General features: G+C 37.6%; 9 protein-coding genes. 8 read left to right on the top strand and 1 reads right to left on the bottom strand.

Features of this window, described 5'->3' with window-relative positions:
* Positions 1 to 38 precede the first annotated feature (38 nt).
* A complete protein-coding gene (locus tag WJM97_RS11590; protein ID WP_353928961.1) occupies positions 39 to 1,037 on the bottom strand; it encodes a cytochrome c oxidase subunit II in 999 nt (332 codons plus the stop codon).
* A gap of 579 nt (positions 1,038 to 1,616) precedes the next feature.
* On the opposite strand from WJM97_RS11590, the gene WJM97_RS11585 reads away from it, so the two are divergent.
* From WJM97_RS11585 to WJM97_RS11550, 8 genes are all read left to right on the top strand, one after another.
* On the top strand, positions 1,617 to 2,543 hold the full coding sequence (locus tag WJM97_RS11585) for a heme A synthase (protein ID WP_353928960.1): 927 nt from the start codon (positions 1,617 to 1,619) through the stop codon (positions 2,541 to 2,543).
* A 196-nt stretch (positions 2,544 to 2,739) separates the two neighbouring features.
* On the top strand, positions 2,740 to 3,693 hold the full coding sequence (locus WJM97_RS11580; protein WP_353928959.1) for a heme o synthase: 954 nt from the start codon (positions 2,740 to 2,742) through the stop codon (positions 3,691 to 3,693).
* Positions 3,694 to 4,108: 415 nt separating this feature from the next.
* The gene (locus WJM97_RS11575) at positions 4,109 to 13,432 is read left to right on the top strand and encodes an Ig-like domain-containing protein (RefSeq protein WP_353928958.1); all 9,324 of its coding nucleotides are present in this window, start codon (positions 4,109 to 4,111) and stop codon (positions 13,430 to 13,432) included.
* Positions 13,429 to 13,935 carry a DUF6714 family protein gene (locus WJM97_RS11570; RefSeq protein ID WP_353928957.1) on the top strand — a complete coding sequence of 169 codons (507 nt, stop codon included), beginning with the start codon at positions 13,429 to 13,431 and terminating at the stop codon, positions 13,933 to 13,935. The genes WJM97_RS11575 and WJM97_RS11570 overlap by 4 nt, the downstream gene beginning before the upstream one ends.
* Positions 13,936 to 13,980: 45 nt before the next feature.
* Positions 13,981 to 14,721: a hypothetical protein gene (locus tag WJM97_RS11565; RefSeq protein WP_353928956.1), complete on the top strand. Its 741-nt coding sequence runs from the start codon at positions 13,981 to 13,983 to the stop codon at positions 14,719 to 14,721.
* A 63-nt stretch (positions 14,722 to 14,784) separates the two neighbouring features.
* The gene (locus tag WJM97_RS11560; protein WP_353928955.1) at positions 14,785 to 15,066 is read left to right on the top strand and encodes a hypothetical protein; all 282 of its coding nucleotides are present in this window, start codon (positions 14,785 to 14,787) and stop codon (positions 15,064 to 15,066) included.
* A 46-nt stretch (positions 15,067 to 15,112) separates the two neighbouring features.
* Positions 15,113 to 15,373, top strand: a complete 261-nt coding sequence (locus tag WJM97_RS11555; RefSeq protein ID WP_353928954.1) for a hypothetical protein — start codon at positions 15,113 to 15,115, stop codon at positions 15,371 to 15,373.
* A gap of 18 nt (positions 15,374 to 15,391) precedes the next feature.
* Positions 15,392 to 15,715: a hypothetical protein gene (locus tag WJM97_RS11550; protein ID WP_353928953.1), complete on the top strand. Its 324-nt coding sequence runs from the start codon at positions 15,392 to 15,394 to the stop codon at positions 15,713 to 15,715.
* The last annotated feature ends 28 nt before the right edge of the window (positions 15,716 to 15,743 follow it).

The raw sequence follows: 15,743 nt of genomic DNA, 5'->3' as shown, positions 1-15,743 counted from the left end.
TAGTCATTGGTCATTGGTCATTAGTCATTAGCCGTTGACTAATGTTGAATTTGATGCAACATTTCTGAATGAATACCCATATTGTGGGTGTAGGGAGCGAGAAATTTATCTGCTGATAATTCTTGGGGATTGATAGCCACTGCTTGAGTCAAGTCTTCTTTACTGGCAACTTGCTGTGATTGCATCCAACTATCAAAATCCGCTTGGGACTCAACAATTACCTGACTTTGCATCGCACCGTGGTATGGGCCACAGAGTTCAGCACAAATGAGGGGATATTGACCAATTTTTCTGGTTGTGAAGCGAACTTGTGTTTCTCGACCGGGGATCACATCTTGTTTAAGACGGAATTCTGGTACCCAGAAAGCATGAATGACATCATTAGCTTTCATGTTCAGTTGTACTTCTTGACCGATGGGTACATGAAGTTCACCAGTTAGTATCCCTGTATCTGGGTAGGTAAACAGCCAAGCATATTGGAGGGCTGCAACGTCAACTATTAATGGTTGAGACTCTCCTGTTTTATCTTCACTTGTACCAATACCGGAATTAGCTTCCGCTAATAGGGCAACTTCATTGGTGTCTAAATTGCCTGGTGCATTGGTTAAAGTTGCAGCAATAGCAGTACCTGGTTTTGACATGGATTCTTCCATCATTGGCATTTCATGGCCATCATGAAGACTCAATCCGCCAATTTGGTTGTAAACATCAAAACTGTACACAGAAATACCAAGAACGATAATTGCTGGGATCGCCGTCCAGAGGATTTCTAGAGGGACATTACCTTCAATTGCTGGTCCGTCCTCGTTGTCACCGGCACGACGACGATATTTAATTACTGAGTAAATTAAAACTCCTTCAACTATTAGAAATATTCCTATAGAAACTGTCAACATCGCATTGAATAGACCATCTATCAATACGGCTTCATCCGATGCTGCTACGGGCAACAGACCGTGATTTTGACCGTACCAGAAGCTGACTAGAGTTAGCACGATGCCAATGAGTAGAGTCCAGATTGTATTTGGAATTTTCACGGCTTACTTAATTGAATTAACTACGTTATTTCAAAATAACTCACTTACCAAGGTAGTGCAGCCTGGGAAATATGGAGTCTGACTATCTGAAATCTTTATTAAATTTTTTGATTAACTTGCCAATCTTGAGTAGAAGATTATTGAGTGTAATATCTGTGGGAGAAAATAGGAAATATCTAAAATATCATCAAAATTTCCGAAAGTTTTCAGAAATTAGAGGAAATTTTCAAATATTTTCATTATTTAATGATTGACATCTTAAAAAATACCTAAATCTTACAGCTAAAACTAGCAGAAGTGATCCAAAGTATAGGTGAAAGCCAATCTAGAAACTCTAGCTCATGGGTTAGGGTGTAAATAGGTCTGGACTGAACAAATAACGTAAGTTGTTAAATTTAGGAGTAGGAATTCAGGATTTGAGAATTTAGGGGTAAAAATAGATTTTTAAGAGATTTTTACTCTCGTCTATCCGTTTCCTGTACTTATCTTTCTATCTCTCCATCACGGTTAAAGTGATGCAACTTGGCTAAATAGAACATTTTAAGAAGATATACCTCAAGCGGGGATCAGGTATCGTTGATGAACGAATTTGTCCTACAACAACAAAATGAAGCGGCAGCCCAACACAACAGCCCCAAGGAAGTTATTCGTCGCTTGGTGTGGAAAATCTGCATAGCTACCTTAATTTTGATGGCTATAGGCAGCGCCACCCGCGTGATGAATGCTGGACTTGCTTGCCCAGACTGGCCGTTGTGTTATGGGGAATTAGTGCCGGCTAAACAAATGAATCTCCAAGTGTTCTTGGAGTGGTTTCACAGATTGGATGCGGCTTTGATTGGTTTTAGTGCGATCGCCCTGGCTGGTTTATCCTGGTGGCATCGTCGAGTTTTACCGCATTGGTTGCCTTGGGCTGCCACTTTTGCCCTATTCTTAATCATTTTTCAAGGTGTGTTAGGAGGGCTGACTGTTACCCAATTGTTGCGGTTTGATATTGTGACTGCCCATTTGGGAACGGCATTATTATTTTTTATCACCCTCCTAGTTATTGGTACGGCACTTACCCCCTATCAGGGAACTGGAACTGTTGGTAAATTACCTTGGCTGGGTTTAATTGCTGCTATTTTGGTTTATCTGCAAAGTCTACTGGGTGCTTTGGTGGGTTCTCGCTGGGCTTTACATCAATGTTTTGCCGGGGATCAATTATGTGGTGTGATGTATAGCCACATTTTTGGTTTGCTACCACCAACGTTAGCTATTTTGACAATTGTATTGATCTCTTGGCGAATTCCAGCACTACATCCAACTTTACGACGACTAGCAAATCTGGCGGGTGGTTTGTTAATTCTCCAGCTACTTTTGGGGGTTGCCACTTTCCGCTTACATCTACAAGTTGAACCTCTCACCGTCACTCACCAAGCTGTAGGTGCTACTTTGTTAGGCACTTTGGTGGTGTTTACGGTTCTAGGATTACGCGACAGAACAATTAGTAATTCTGCTAATGGGTAATGGGTAATTGGTAATGGGTAATGGGTAATTGGTAATGGGTAATGGGTAATTGGTAATGGGTAATTGGTAATGGGTAATTGGTAAGCAAGCTCTCACCTGTCACCTGTCACCTGTCACCTGTTCCCTGTCACCTGTTCCCTGTCACCTGTTCCCTGTCACCTGATAATTGATAATTGAGAAAGGAAGTATAGCCAACATGATTGAGACTAATGTCTCTCGCCACCACAATACATTTCTCCAAGTAATTCAAAGTTACTACCAGTTGACTAAACCTCGGATTATTCCGTTGTTGTTGATTACAACCTCTGGCAGTATGTGGATTGCTGCTAAAGGACAGGTAGATCCTTGGTTGTTGGTGGTAACGCTGATTGGCGGTACTTTGGCTGCTGCCAGCGCCCAAACAATCAATTGTATCTATGACCGAGATATAGATTATGACATGGAAAGGACGCGCCACCGTCCTATGCCTTCTGGTAGGGTGCAGCCCCGTGATGCTTTAATTTTTGCGATCGCCCTGGCTGTAGGTTCTTTTACTCTCCTGACGGTATTCGCTAACCTTCTGGCTGCACTTTTAGCATTTTCTGGTATCGTTTTTTATGTTTTAGTCTATACTCATTGGCTAAAACGTCACAGCACTCAAAATATCGTCATTGGTGGTGCTGCGGGTGCTATTCCGGCTTTAGTCGGTTGGGCTGCGGTGACTGATACTTTAAGTTGGGCAGCTTGGTTAATTTTTGCCATTGTCTTTTTATGGACTCCCCCTCATTTCTGGGCTTTGGCGTTAATGATTCGGGATGATTACGCTAAGGTGGGGATTCCGATGTTACCTGTGGTTGCTGGTGATCAGGCCACGGTACGCCAAATTTGGTTTTACACTGTCATTACTGTCACTGCTACAGTGTTACTGTTTTATCCTTTGCACACCAGTGGTGTTGTCTATGTGATCATTGCTTTGACTTTGGGCGGGATATTTATCCATAAGTCTTGGCGGTTATTGCAAAACCCAGAAGATAAAACTGTCGCTAGAGAATTGTTTTTATATTCCATCTCTTACATGATGTTGTTGTGTTTGGGAATGGTGATTGATAGTTTACCTTTCACTCATAATTTAGTGAGTACAATTCTGAGTCAGTTACATTTGGTTAGTTAGAAAAACTAGCACAATACTAAAAAACGATCGCATTCCTGATTTTTGGGGGTGTGATCGTTTTTTTAGGTGAATGGAAATTACAGATGATTTTGTTCGTTTAGAAAGAATGCCTTCTGTAAACACGATATAAAATTAAGCATTTTAACAACTATAAATAGTGCGATCGCGTATCATCGCTAGTACATTGCTAGTACATTTACTTATAGTAAAACCAATTACTTCCTATCCATAGGAGGATATATATATTACTTAATTCTTTTTTACAAACTTTAAAATTTAAGATATAAATTTTTACACTTAGAGTCTTGTGTGTGCAAGTGTGCTTAGGATATATTCGGATGTAAGTATAAATTTGTTGCAACAACAGTATTGTGAATTTAGCTACAACCTATTAAATATATAGAGAGTTAGGACTATGGATAGCACTCATCAAAATTCGGATCATGGTGATAATGCTCTGAATGGAATTAATGCGATCGCTCACAACTACTTATCTCAAGAAATACTTCCAGGAACTCAGTACGCTCTTAATCAATTTCTGACATCTTCTGATTTTGCACAAGATATACAACTTGCATTTGGTGAGAATGCAGATATACAAACAGCCTACACCGCCATAAATAACCTCATTACAGGCAGCATTGTACCTATTATTGAAATCGTCCCCCAAATACAACTAAATGGTAATAATGGAGCTTTTGCAGAAAATACCAACACTATTTATCTTGCTCAAGAAATCATTAATTCTGAAAACTTCCAACTAGCAATTAATACCTTTTTAGAAGAAACCGGACATTTTATAGACTCGCAATTAAATGATATTGACTCACCTGGAGATGAAGGAGAATTATTTGCCAACTTAGTCCAAAATGTATTCTTAACACCGGAAAAAATAGCCGCATTAAAATCAGAAAATGATCATGGACAAATCAATATTAATGGTCAAGATATTGATGTAGAATTTTCCGAAAATCCTGGAGAATTTACCGTTAATAATACAGGGGAAATATCCATTAACTTCCTAGCTGATGCGGGTAGTTTTACCAGTGAAATGGGTGTATTCAGCTTAGAAGGAATGGAGAACTTAACCCCTGGTTCTACTGAATATATCCAAGAGGCTGCTGATCGAGTGTTAAGTAATTCCAACTTAGGATATATAGTAATTAGAGATCCCAGTGAAGGAGCAAAATTTAGCGGAGAATTAGGAGAAAGTGATAAAAACCAAGGTGATTATTCAGGAATAACAACATATAATTTCACGCCTGGGGATAGAATAGGAATGATGTTAGTTCCCCAAGGAACAGTCCAAGAAGTAGTTAATAATCCTAACATTGGTGGTAATAAAAGACCTTTATTTTCCCTCGCTGCGGCTAACCCCAATAATGCTGTACAATTAGGAGAATTAGTATCAGGAACATTTGGTTGGGAAGATTTAAGAAATGATGGTAGTAGCGACGCAGATTATAATGATATCATCTTCCAAATTCAAGGTGTAACTGGTAGTGCAACAGCATTAAATCAAGTAATTAATCCTAACAGAGATTGGACTAATACCCCATTAGGACAGGAAATTATTACCTTTGCACAACAAACAAATAATGATGATTTAACACCACCAGAAATTACTGCTTCCTTATTTGAGGATACAGGTTTAAATAATGCGGATAATATTAGTAGTAATGCTAGAATTATTGGACAATTAAGTGATTCTAGTGATATTGTTACCTTCCAAGCTAAATTAAATAATGGTAATTTAGTAGATATTTTATCTGAATTAAACCCTGATGGTAGTTTTGATTTAGATGAGGATAAACTTACCGAAATTAATGGTGGACAATTAGCTGATGGAACTTATCAACTAACTTTACAAGCTGAAGATAGATTTGGTAATCTTTCCGAAGAATTTAATTTAGGATTTAGCTTAGATACCACAAAACCAGAAGCACCAAATCAATTAGCAATTGTAAATGACAGTGATTTAATTACTAATAATAATACTCCCACTTTTGTTGGTGAAAGTGAAAGTGGAACAACAGTTAGATTATTTAATGGACAAACACAAATCGGACAAGCAATTGCAGTTAATGGAGTTTGGGAAATTACACCTACAACTTCTCTCAGTGAAGGGGTAAACAATTTAAACTTTAATAGCATTGATGCAGCTGGAAATATTAGCGATAGTGTAGATTTAGAAATTATTGTTGATACTACTGCACCACAAATTAATATTACCAATCCCCAAGAGAATGCACAAATTACCAATGGTGCAAGATTACAAGGAAGTGTGAATGAAACAGGTTCTCAGATAGATAAATTAAATTATCGTTTTGGTGACGGTAGTGAAATTAATGTACCGATAAATGATGCAGGTGAATTTGATATTGAATTGGATTTAACCAATTTATCAGGACAGCAACATCTGATTATTAATGCAATTGATATAGCAGGAAATAGTACAGAAACAACCCAAACTGTCATCATTAATGTAGAGAATTCAGCAATTCAAACACCAGGCTTTATGCTGGATACAATGTTTGATTCTGCACCTATAGGTGATTCTTTTACAACTTTTGAAACAGTCAATCTTGTTGGTAAAACAGAAGCAAATGCTACCGTAACTTTACAACAAACAGGAACATCAATTACCGCTGATGCTGCGGGTAATTTTGTATTTACCGATGTGGTATTAACATTAGGTGATAATTTATTCACTGTTGCAGCAGAAGATACAGATGGAAATACCAGCACATTTACCACAATTATCAATCGAGTTGAACAAGATAACAGTGATGTAGTTTTAGATTGGAATGGGATTTTATTAAATGCTATTTACGAAGATAAGACAGCACCACCAGAAGCTTCTCGAAATATGGCAATTACACAAATTGCTGTATTTGATGCTATCAATGCAATTACTGGAACTTACGAAAACTATTACTTCACAGGTACAGCACCAACAGAAACATCAGCAGAAGCAGCAGCAGTAGCAGCAGCACATCAAGTTTTAATTAATCTTTATCCTGAACAACAAGACTATTTTGATCATGCTTTAACCGCTTCTTTAGCAGAAATTACTGATGGAATAGCAGAAGATAATGGAGTTACATTTGGACGTACCGTAGCTGATGATATCTTATTATTAAGAAGTACAGATGGTTGGGATAATACTGTTACTTATACACCAGGAAATGAACCCGGAGAATGGCAACCAACTCCCCCAGAATTTGCTGATGGTTTATTACCACATTGGGGACAAGTAACACCATTTGGGTTAACCAGTGGTAATCAATTCCGTCCTGATGGAACACCAGATTTAGACAGTAGTGATTATGCAGCCGAATTTAACCAAGTTAAAGATTTAGGTAGTATTAATAGTACCATCAGAACCGCAGACCAAACAGAAATTGCTCAATTCTGGGAAGATGGTGCAGGTACATTTACACCTCCTGGACATTGGAATCAAATCGCCCAAAATATCAGCGCGGAAACAGATAATTCCTTAGTAGAAAATGCTCGTGTATTTGCATTATTAAATATCTCCTTGGCTGATGCGGGAATTGCGGCTTGGGATGCTAAATATCATTATGATTTCTGGCGACCAATCACTGCTATTCAAAATGCAGATAGTGATAATAATCCCGATACAATTAGTGATGCTCATTGGATACCTTTAGTTAATACTCCCCCATTCCCAGAGTATGTTTCTGGACATAGTACATTTAGCGGTGCTGCGGATGTTATCTTAACAGAATTGTTGGGTAATAATATCAGCTTTACTACTAATTCTTTAGGAATGCCTGGAGTTTATCGGGAATTTGATAATTTCACAGATGCAGTTAATGAAGCAGGAATTAGTCGTATTTATGGAGGTATTCATTTTAATTCGGCTAATTTGGAAGGTTTGGAAACTGGTAGAAGTGTGGGTAATTATGTTCTGGATAATTTGTTAGCACCAATTAATGAACCAGTAGAACAATTAATTGTCATGCCAGGAGAACAGTTAAAACTGGAATCTCAGGAAATATTTGGTAAAAATGCTAATTTTGCCCTTGAAAGTGAAGAAACCCTACCTATAGGCAGTTTAGACAGCGATGGAACATTAATTTTTGAACCATCTCCCTCACAAATCGGCAGTTACGATTTTACCTTAGTTGCTAGAGATGGCGAAGAAGTTACAACTAAAGAATTTAATTTATCTGTTGTTGCTGATCCAGAAACAACTACCAGAATTAGCGGTGTAATTCAAAATACTGACCAAGAACCTTTAGCGGGAGTAAGAGTTAAAATCGGTGAGATTTCTGCTACCACAAATGCAGATGGTTCATTTATTTTGACATTGATTTCACCACCAGATGCGGATGCAGCATTGATCATTGAACCAGGTCAACAAGTTGATGATATTGTGTATCCATCTATTGCCGAAAAATTACCTTTAGTGTTGGGACATGATGTTTATGAAAATGTAAATAATGTTATTGATCGTCCCATTTATTTACCACCAATTGATATTGAAAACGCTCAAACAATTGATCCTAATATTGACCAAATTGTTACCAGTGCAGCTATACCAGGTTCATCTGTAACTGTTTTTGCTAATAGTTTATTTGATCAACAAAATCAACCCTATACAGGACAATTAAGCATTACTGAAGTTCCTACAGAATTGACTCCTGCTGCATTACCAGAAAATTTGCTTCCTGATTTGGTAGTAACGATTCAACCAGGGGAAATGCTATTTACTAATCCTGCACCTTTGAGTTTACCAAATCTTGCTGGATATGCACCGGGTACAGAAATGGATTTATGGTCTATTAATCCGGAAACAGGAGATTTTGATAATGTGGGTATAGGACGAGTTAGCGCTGATGGAACTGTCATTGAAACTATAGAAGGTGGTATTCGGAATAGTAGTTGGCATTTCTTCGCACCACCCGCACCAACTCCAAATAACCCTGAAGATGATGATCGTAACCCGGATGATGGTTGTGATGAATGTAAAGCTACAGCACCAGGAACTTCAGAAGTAGAATTACACTCAGGTGCGGTGATAGAGAACCATAATTTAGTACCTTATCAATCTTTAGGAATTAGTCGCGGTATCAGTTTAAATTATGATTCTGAAAGGGCAGATGCTAGACCAATTTTGCATTTTGGTTATAACGATGTACCGAATGATTCTGCCCTGAGATTGATGGCTGAGTTAACAATTAAACGGGGTGATTTTGAGTTAGAAGTACCGGGTTTTGCTGGTGGTGAATTTGGATTAAATGGTGGTGAACATTTCTGGTCAATTCCTAATGGTGGTGGCAAGATTGATGCGGCCTTGCAAGCCGATTTACGAACTTTCGCTTCTGGTCGTTATGATTATGATTTGACTACTGGTTTATTGCGTTTAAATAATAATCAGTTGAATGGGTCAACTTCTACCACTGAGGGTAAATTCCTACATATTAATACTGTAAATAGTGCCTTTGGTAGTGGTTGGGGATTAGCTGGTTTACAGGAAATTGTTGTTAATCCTGATGAGTCGGTAATTATCATTGATGGTGATGGTAGCGAGTTATTGTTTGAAAAGAATGATGATGGTAGTTATGATTCACCAGTTGGCGATTTTTCAACCTTAGAACGTTTAAATGATGGTACTTTCCGACGTACGATGACAGATCAGATGGTTTATACCTTCAATGGGGAAAATCTGTTAACAAAAATGCGCGATCGCGTCGGGAATGAAACCGAATACATCTATGAAAATCGTCGTTTGACTAAGATGGTTGATCCGGTAGGTTTAGAAACTATCTTTACCTACACCAATAATAGAATTACAGAAATAACAGATCCCTCTGGTCGTGGCACTGAATTAATTTATGATACTAATGGTAATTTAACCAAAATTACTGACCCTGATGGTACAAGTCGCACTTGGGAATATGACGCAGACCATCGTATGATTGCTGAAGTTGATAAGCGAGGAAATCGAGAACAGACATTCTATGATTTTGCTGGAAGAGCAGATAGAGCAATTCGTAAAGATGGTTCAGAATTAGATTTTGATCCTGTACAAGTGCAAGGTTTATATTTACCAAATCAAACTATTGATCCAATAAATGCACCTGTCGCTTTCCAATTAGGAGAAGCTGCATCTACCTATACAGATGCGAATGGTAATGAGATTGTTAATATTTTAGATCAGGCTGGACAGATAGTTTCTTCCTCTGATGAAGTTGGTTTATTACCTACTGTGGAGCGGAATGAGGATAATCTGGTTACTCAACAAACTGATGCGAGGGGTAATATTACCTCATTTACCTATGATGATAATGGCAATGTGCTGACTATTCAAGATTCTCTCTCATTTATTTCTCCTGGAGGCAATGCTTTAATTATCAGTGAAGGTAATAATGTAAATGCTCAGGCAACTGCATTTATTGATGAATTACTTCAAAATGCTGGCGTTGCAACCACGATTGTTAATACAGTACCAAATACCTTACTTGGATTCACTCAAGTTATAGATATTCGGGTTGAAGATACATTTGCATTGACAGAATCAGATGAAGCACTGTATTTAGAATTTCTACAATCAGGAGGTAATTTATTATTAGTAGGTGAAAACAACAACTTTGCTACTCGCAATAATTCAATTTTAGACTTTATCGCAGCAGCAGGTGGTGGTTCACTTGATTTTGTTGAACCTGCTTTTGTGCAAGAAGTTTTAGCACCATTTAACAGCCCTAATCCTATTTTTGATGGTAATGTTACTTATGGTGGGGTAGCAACTGGGGGTGTGACCAATCCAGGAACAGGCCAATTTGTCACAGTAGATAATGCAAATCGAGGTAGTACACTCTACTTTGATGAAAATGATCTTCCAAACGCTCTGGGTGGAAAATTAACTGTTATGTTTGACACTAATTTCTTCCTCAGCACAAATGATATTACAGACAACCAAAACTTAATTAACAACATAATTGGTTTTGAACGGATAGATACTCGTTTCACATACGATCCAACTTTTAACCAACTCACCAGCATGACTGATGAACTCGGTCGTCAAACTCTTTATCAAATTGACCCCAATAACGGCAATCTTTTATCTATCAATCAAGTAGTTGGTGAAGTTGGTGGAGATGATGATATTATTACCCAATTTACCTATACAAATAACGGATTACTTGACCTCATTACTGACCCTCTAGGACGCATTACTGATAGTGACTATGATGCGAATGGTCGTTTAGTTTCCATCATCTACGCCAAGGGAACAACAGATGAAGCACAACGCCAATTTGAATATGATTTAGTAGGAAATCAAACGGCAATTATTGATGAAAATGGTAATCGCACTGCATTTGAATATGATGCACTTAATCGGTTAGTTAAAATTATTGAAGCTGATCCCGATGGCAATGGTCCTTTAACTTCTCCCATTACTAACTATAGCTATGATGCTGATGGGAATTTGATATCAACTACCGATGCTGTAGGTAATGTGAATCAAAATACCTACGATGAATTGAATCGGTTGATTGAAAATATTGATGAACTCAACCAAAAAACTAGCTATGGTTATGATGCTTTGGGTAATTTGCTTTCACTAGTTGATCCTTTAGGGAATGAATCTGAGAATAGATATGATGCTCGGAATCGTTTGATTGAGACGATTGATCCTGATAGTGGGATTACTAAATTCACTTATGATCTGAGTAATAATCTCACATCTGTTACAGACCCGGTAAATAATCAAACTACCTTTGTTTATGATGCCCGAAATCGCCTCATCAGCGAAACAGATCCTTTAGAACAATCTACTCAATATCAGTATAATGCGGTTGATAATTTGATTGCGAAAACTGACCGCAATAATCGCCGGACTGAGTTTAATTATGATGACATCAATCGTCTAACTCAGGAAACATGGCTAGGAACTGATCAGGTAATTAATTACAGCTATGATAAAGCTAGTAACCAAACTACGGTTAATGATAAATTTAGTTCCTTAGCATTTACTTATGATAATCGAGATCGTTTATTGTCTGTAAATAATGCTGGTACTCCCGGTTTTGCAAATGTTGCCCTTAACTACACCTACGATAAATTAGGCAATATTCTCTCAGTTGTTGACACCATTAATAATATTGCAGGTGGCAATAATTCCTACACTTATGATGCTTTAAATCGCCTCACTCAACTAACTCAATCTGGTAATAATGTCAGCGATAAAAGAGTTGATTTTGCTTACAATTCCCTGGGACAATATACATCAATTAATCGCTATGCTAACCTCACCGGAACTCAGTTAGTTAATGGTACAAGCTACACCTATGATTCTCTCAATCGTCTCACCAATTTAAACCACAGTAACGGTACAAATAATGTCGCCTTCTACAACTATGTTTATGACGCGGCAAGTCGCATTACTCAGATTACCGATATTGATGGAATAACAGATTATACCTACGATAATCGCGCTCAGTTAACAGGTGCTAACCACAGCAATGCTAACAACCCAGATGAATCTTACACCTACGATGCAAATGGCAACCGAATCACTTCTAGTATTCACGGTAATGGCTATGTAACAGGTGAAGGCAACCGCTTACTGTCTGATGGTACATATAATTACGAGTACGACAATGAAGGGAATTTAACCAAGCAGACAGAAATTACTACTGGTAAGGTGCAAGAGTTGACCTGGGATTATCGTAACCGCTTGATAGCTATTGTTGATAAGGATGCTGAAGGTAACGAGACGCAACGGGTTGAGTTCACCTATGATGCTTTCAACCGCCGCATTGCTAAAGCTGTAGATACCAACCCTCAAGATACAACTCCCGCAGTGGTGACACAGTTTATTTATGATGCACAGGATGTACTGTTAGAGTTTGTAGATAGTGATGGTGCTGGTGGAAATCAGCCTGTTTTAGATACACGCTATCTGCATGGTGCGGGTGTTGATCAGGTTTTGGCGCAGGAAAGTGGTGGTAATGTAGTCTGGCATTTAACAGACCATTTGGGAACGGTTCGAGATTTGGTGAATAATAGCGGTGCGGTGGTGAATCATTTTGTTTATGATTCCTTTGGTCAGGTAATTTCTGAAAGTAATTCCGCTATTGATACTCGTTATCTGTTTACGGGAAGAGAGTTTGATCAGGAGATTGGGCTTTATTATTACAGAGCGCGGTATTATGATGCGAATACGGGACGGTTTTTGAGTGAAGATCCGATTGGGTTTGCAGGGGGAGATGTCAACTTATACAGGTATGTGTTTAACAGTCCAGTTAATCTTAATGATCCTTCAGGAGAAACAGCAGTAGCAGCACCTGTAATTTTTATTCCTGGTGTTGGTCAAGTTATTCTCATTGGTGTTGTAATAATTGGTGGCGCAATTATTATTTCAGAAATTCTTGATAATACTAATGTTGACTCACCAGCCGATACAGCTACAGATGCAGTTGAAAACCTAAAACCACCCGGTAATTGCACCAGACAAGAATGGTATCAGTTGCAACAAGCAGTTAGCAATGCTAAAGGTGCGACTCAAGGAAAAGGCTGTAGACCTGGGATGGATCGAGCAACTGCATTAGCTAATGCAGCTTTATTTGAAGCTGAAGCAGCAGCCAGAGATGCTATAAATACAAGATGTTTCGGAGGAGGTAATGCAGGTCATAGAATAGCCGCTGATAATGCACGTCGCGCTGCACAGAACTGTCGGAATATCGCTTCTCAATGTCCAGTATGAATCCATTCTCTTTTAACCAAAAACATTCTGAAGTAACTTTGGAGTATTTAAAAGCTCAAATTGAACAGGCTTTCGCTGGTGTAGAATTTCCAGGAGATGATCATCTTTCTGATACTTACGATCAATCAGAAATTGAAGACTTCCAAGGAAATAATTGGCAACACTGGAATCAGATTGACTGCTATTTAGTCAATAAAAATTATTCTAGCCTTGTTTTCTTGACCCCTGAAGCCTTCAGATTTTTCTTGCCAATTTATATCATGTGTGGATTAGAACATCCTTCTAGTAATACTTTAGAGTTTACCGTATATAGTCTGATATTGCGGAACAACTCAGATGATCCAGAACTTTCCAAATTGTGCTTATCATGGTTTAATATATTGAACAGCGAACAAAAAAAAGCTGTTGTATTGTTTTTGAAATATGTCAGAAGCAAATCAGAGTATGGAATTTCTGATTCAGCGTCTGAAGCACTTCAAAGTTACTGGCTGCATACTCAGTAAAGATAGGAATTTTCTAAGTTATGAGGTACGAAGTTAACAGGCAAGATGCCTGTACCACAAGGGTTTAATGATTTCAGTTTGTACCTCATTTCCATACAATATGCTGTATATTATTTGTGGTGTGGATTATCCTTAGATTTAATTGAAATATCCATAATTTTAGTAATTCCCAATTTCCGACCAGATACAATTAATGTAGACTTTTTAAAATACAGTGGTATTATTCCTGATGGTTGGGAATTATCTAATACTCCCATCATGAATAATTTCCAAACTCAAATTACTTTTAGTAATAAAGTGAAAATAAATGCTGAAAATAATCGCATTATTTTTACAGAAGCTTTAGGAAAAGATGATAAACACAAAGTTCCTCAATTAAGTTATCAATTTATTCAATCTTTAAATACAGCTAACTATCAAGCTCTTGGTTTTAACACCAATCATTTAGTAGTTGTCAGTAAAGATGAAGATTTAGCACGTCGTTATATCACTGAAAAATTGTTAAAACCCGGTATTTGGTACAAAGCAAGTAAAGAACCAATGAGAGCTAGTGTTAATTACTACTATACTTTAGATGATTGTCAATTAAATCTTAACGTGAGTGAGGCCAGATTACAAATTCCTGAGCAATCCCCTCAATCGGCTTTATTATTTACAAGTAATTATAACTATCAATTACAGGGAGAAACAAGTTTTGATAAACAGCAAAATTTAATCCAAACATTAGAAAAATACGAATCAATGATTAAGAAAAATCAGAAAATTATTTATGCTTTTTTTAATTGATTTGAATAGCAAAATACAGTGAATTAAAATAGCGATCGCTTACCGAAGGTATCGCTTTTTGGGATGTGGAAGGGCGATAGCGAAGCGCGACTTGACGTATTCCCTGGAACAAATACACCAACAACAATTGGAGGACGTGAATATTCTGGACACGCTTTAGATCAAATCCAAGGAAGAGGATTAACTCCATCTGTAGTTGAGAATACAATTCAGTCAGGGCAACAAATTCCTGGAAAGATACCAGGAACAACGGCATACTACGACTCCATTAACAACGTTACTGTTATTACAGACACGGCATCTGGTCGTGTAGTGACAGATGCTCCTGGTCGAATTAAACAATAGAGAGAAGAAAAAAATGGACAAGCATGATTATAAGCAGTATCAACTTATGAAAGATCACATAATAGAATTTGAGGAAGGAAAATTAGGGTTGGATCAACTAATCAATGCTTTATATGGATTACTTAAATCTCTGCAAACAACCGAAGAAGAATGGATAGATAAATTCCAAAGTGAGTGGTGGACTTTGGAACAGGTATATGCCGTAGCACTTGATCGCAAAGAAACTACTTTGAACTCAGACAGTCAAAATCTTGTTTATGAAACTCTCGAAAATATGAAAACTTTGTTAAAAGACTTGAAAATATAGTTTTTGGGATCGACTCTAATGAACTCCATTATTTATCCAATTATTGTTGACGATAATGGCGATCTTCTGATTTTTGAATCAAATAGAATCGCAGAATCTTATCTTGAACCGATAGATATTGATGTTTACACTGCTTATGATTGTAAAGGACATTTACTCAAATTAATGATTCAAAACAATCGAGTTATCATACAATTAGCAGAAAGAGAGCCTAATCATATCAATGAATTGCGCCAAATATTAATTGGATTTATGTTGAGAGTGGGAGTTCAATCAGATTGGCTATCTAATGCTTCGTTACAAGACTTGATTATTAAAAGCTTAGAGTATAAGACACAATGATGAAATTGTAACCATGAATAATCTAATT

The sequence above is a fragment of the Okeanomitos corallinicola TIOX110 genome, from assembly GCF_038050375.1.
Classification (GTDB): domain Bacteria; phylum Cyanobacteriota; class Cyanobacteriia; order Cyanobacteriales; family Nostocaceae; genus Okeanomitos; species Okeanomitos corallinicola.
Note: the sequence above shows the minus strand (reverse complement) of the source record. Positions and strands in the feature narration are given on the sequence as shown.

Bases quoted from the DNA above. Each gene is read 5' to 3' on its own strand.
- WJM97_RS11580 (WP_353928959.1), top strand. From the start codon at position 2,740: ATGATTGAGACTAATGTCTCTCGCCACCACAATACATTTCTCCAAGTA.
- WJM97_RS11575 (WP_353928958.1), top strand. From the start codon at position 4,109: ATGGATAGCACTCATCAAAATTCGGATCATGGTGATAATGCTCTGAAT.
- WJM97_RS11570 (WP_353928957.1), top strand. From the start codon at position 13,429: ATGAATCCATTCTCTTTTAACCAAAAACATTCTGAAGTAACTTTGGAG.
- WJM97_RS11560 (WP_353928955.1), top strand. From the start codon at position 14,785: ATGTGGAAGGGCGATAGCGAAGCGCGACTTGACGTATTCCCTGGAACA.
- WJM97_RS11555 (WP_353928954.1), top strand. From the start codon at position 15,113: ATGAAAGATCACATAATAGAATTTGAGGAAGGAAAATTAGGGTTGGAT.
- WJM97_RS11585 (WP_353928960.1), top strand. From the start codon at position 1,617: ATGAACGAATTTGTCCTACAACAACAAAATGAAGCGGCAGCCCAACAC.
- WJM97_RS11550 (WP_353928953.1), top strand. From the start codon at position 15,392: ATGAACTCCATTATTTATCCAATTATTGTTGACGATAATGGCGATCTT.
- WJM97_RS11565 (WP_353928956.1), top strand. From the start codon at position 13,981: ATGCCTGTACCACAAGGGTTTAATGATTTCAGTTTGTACCTCATTTCC.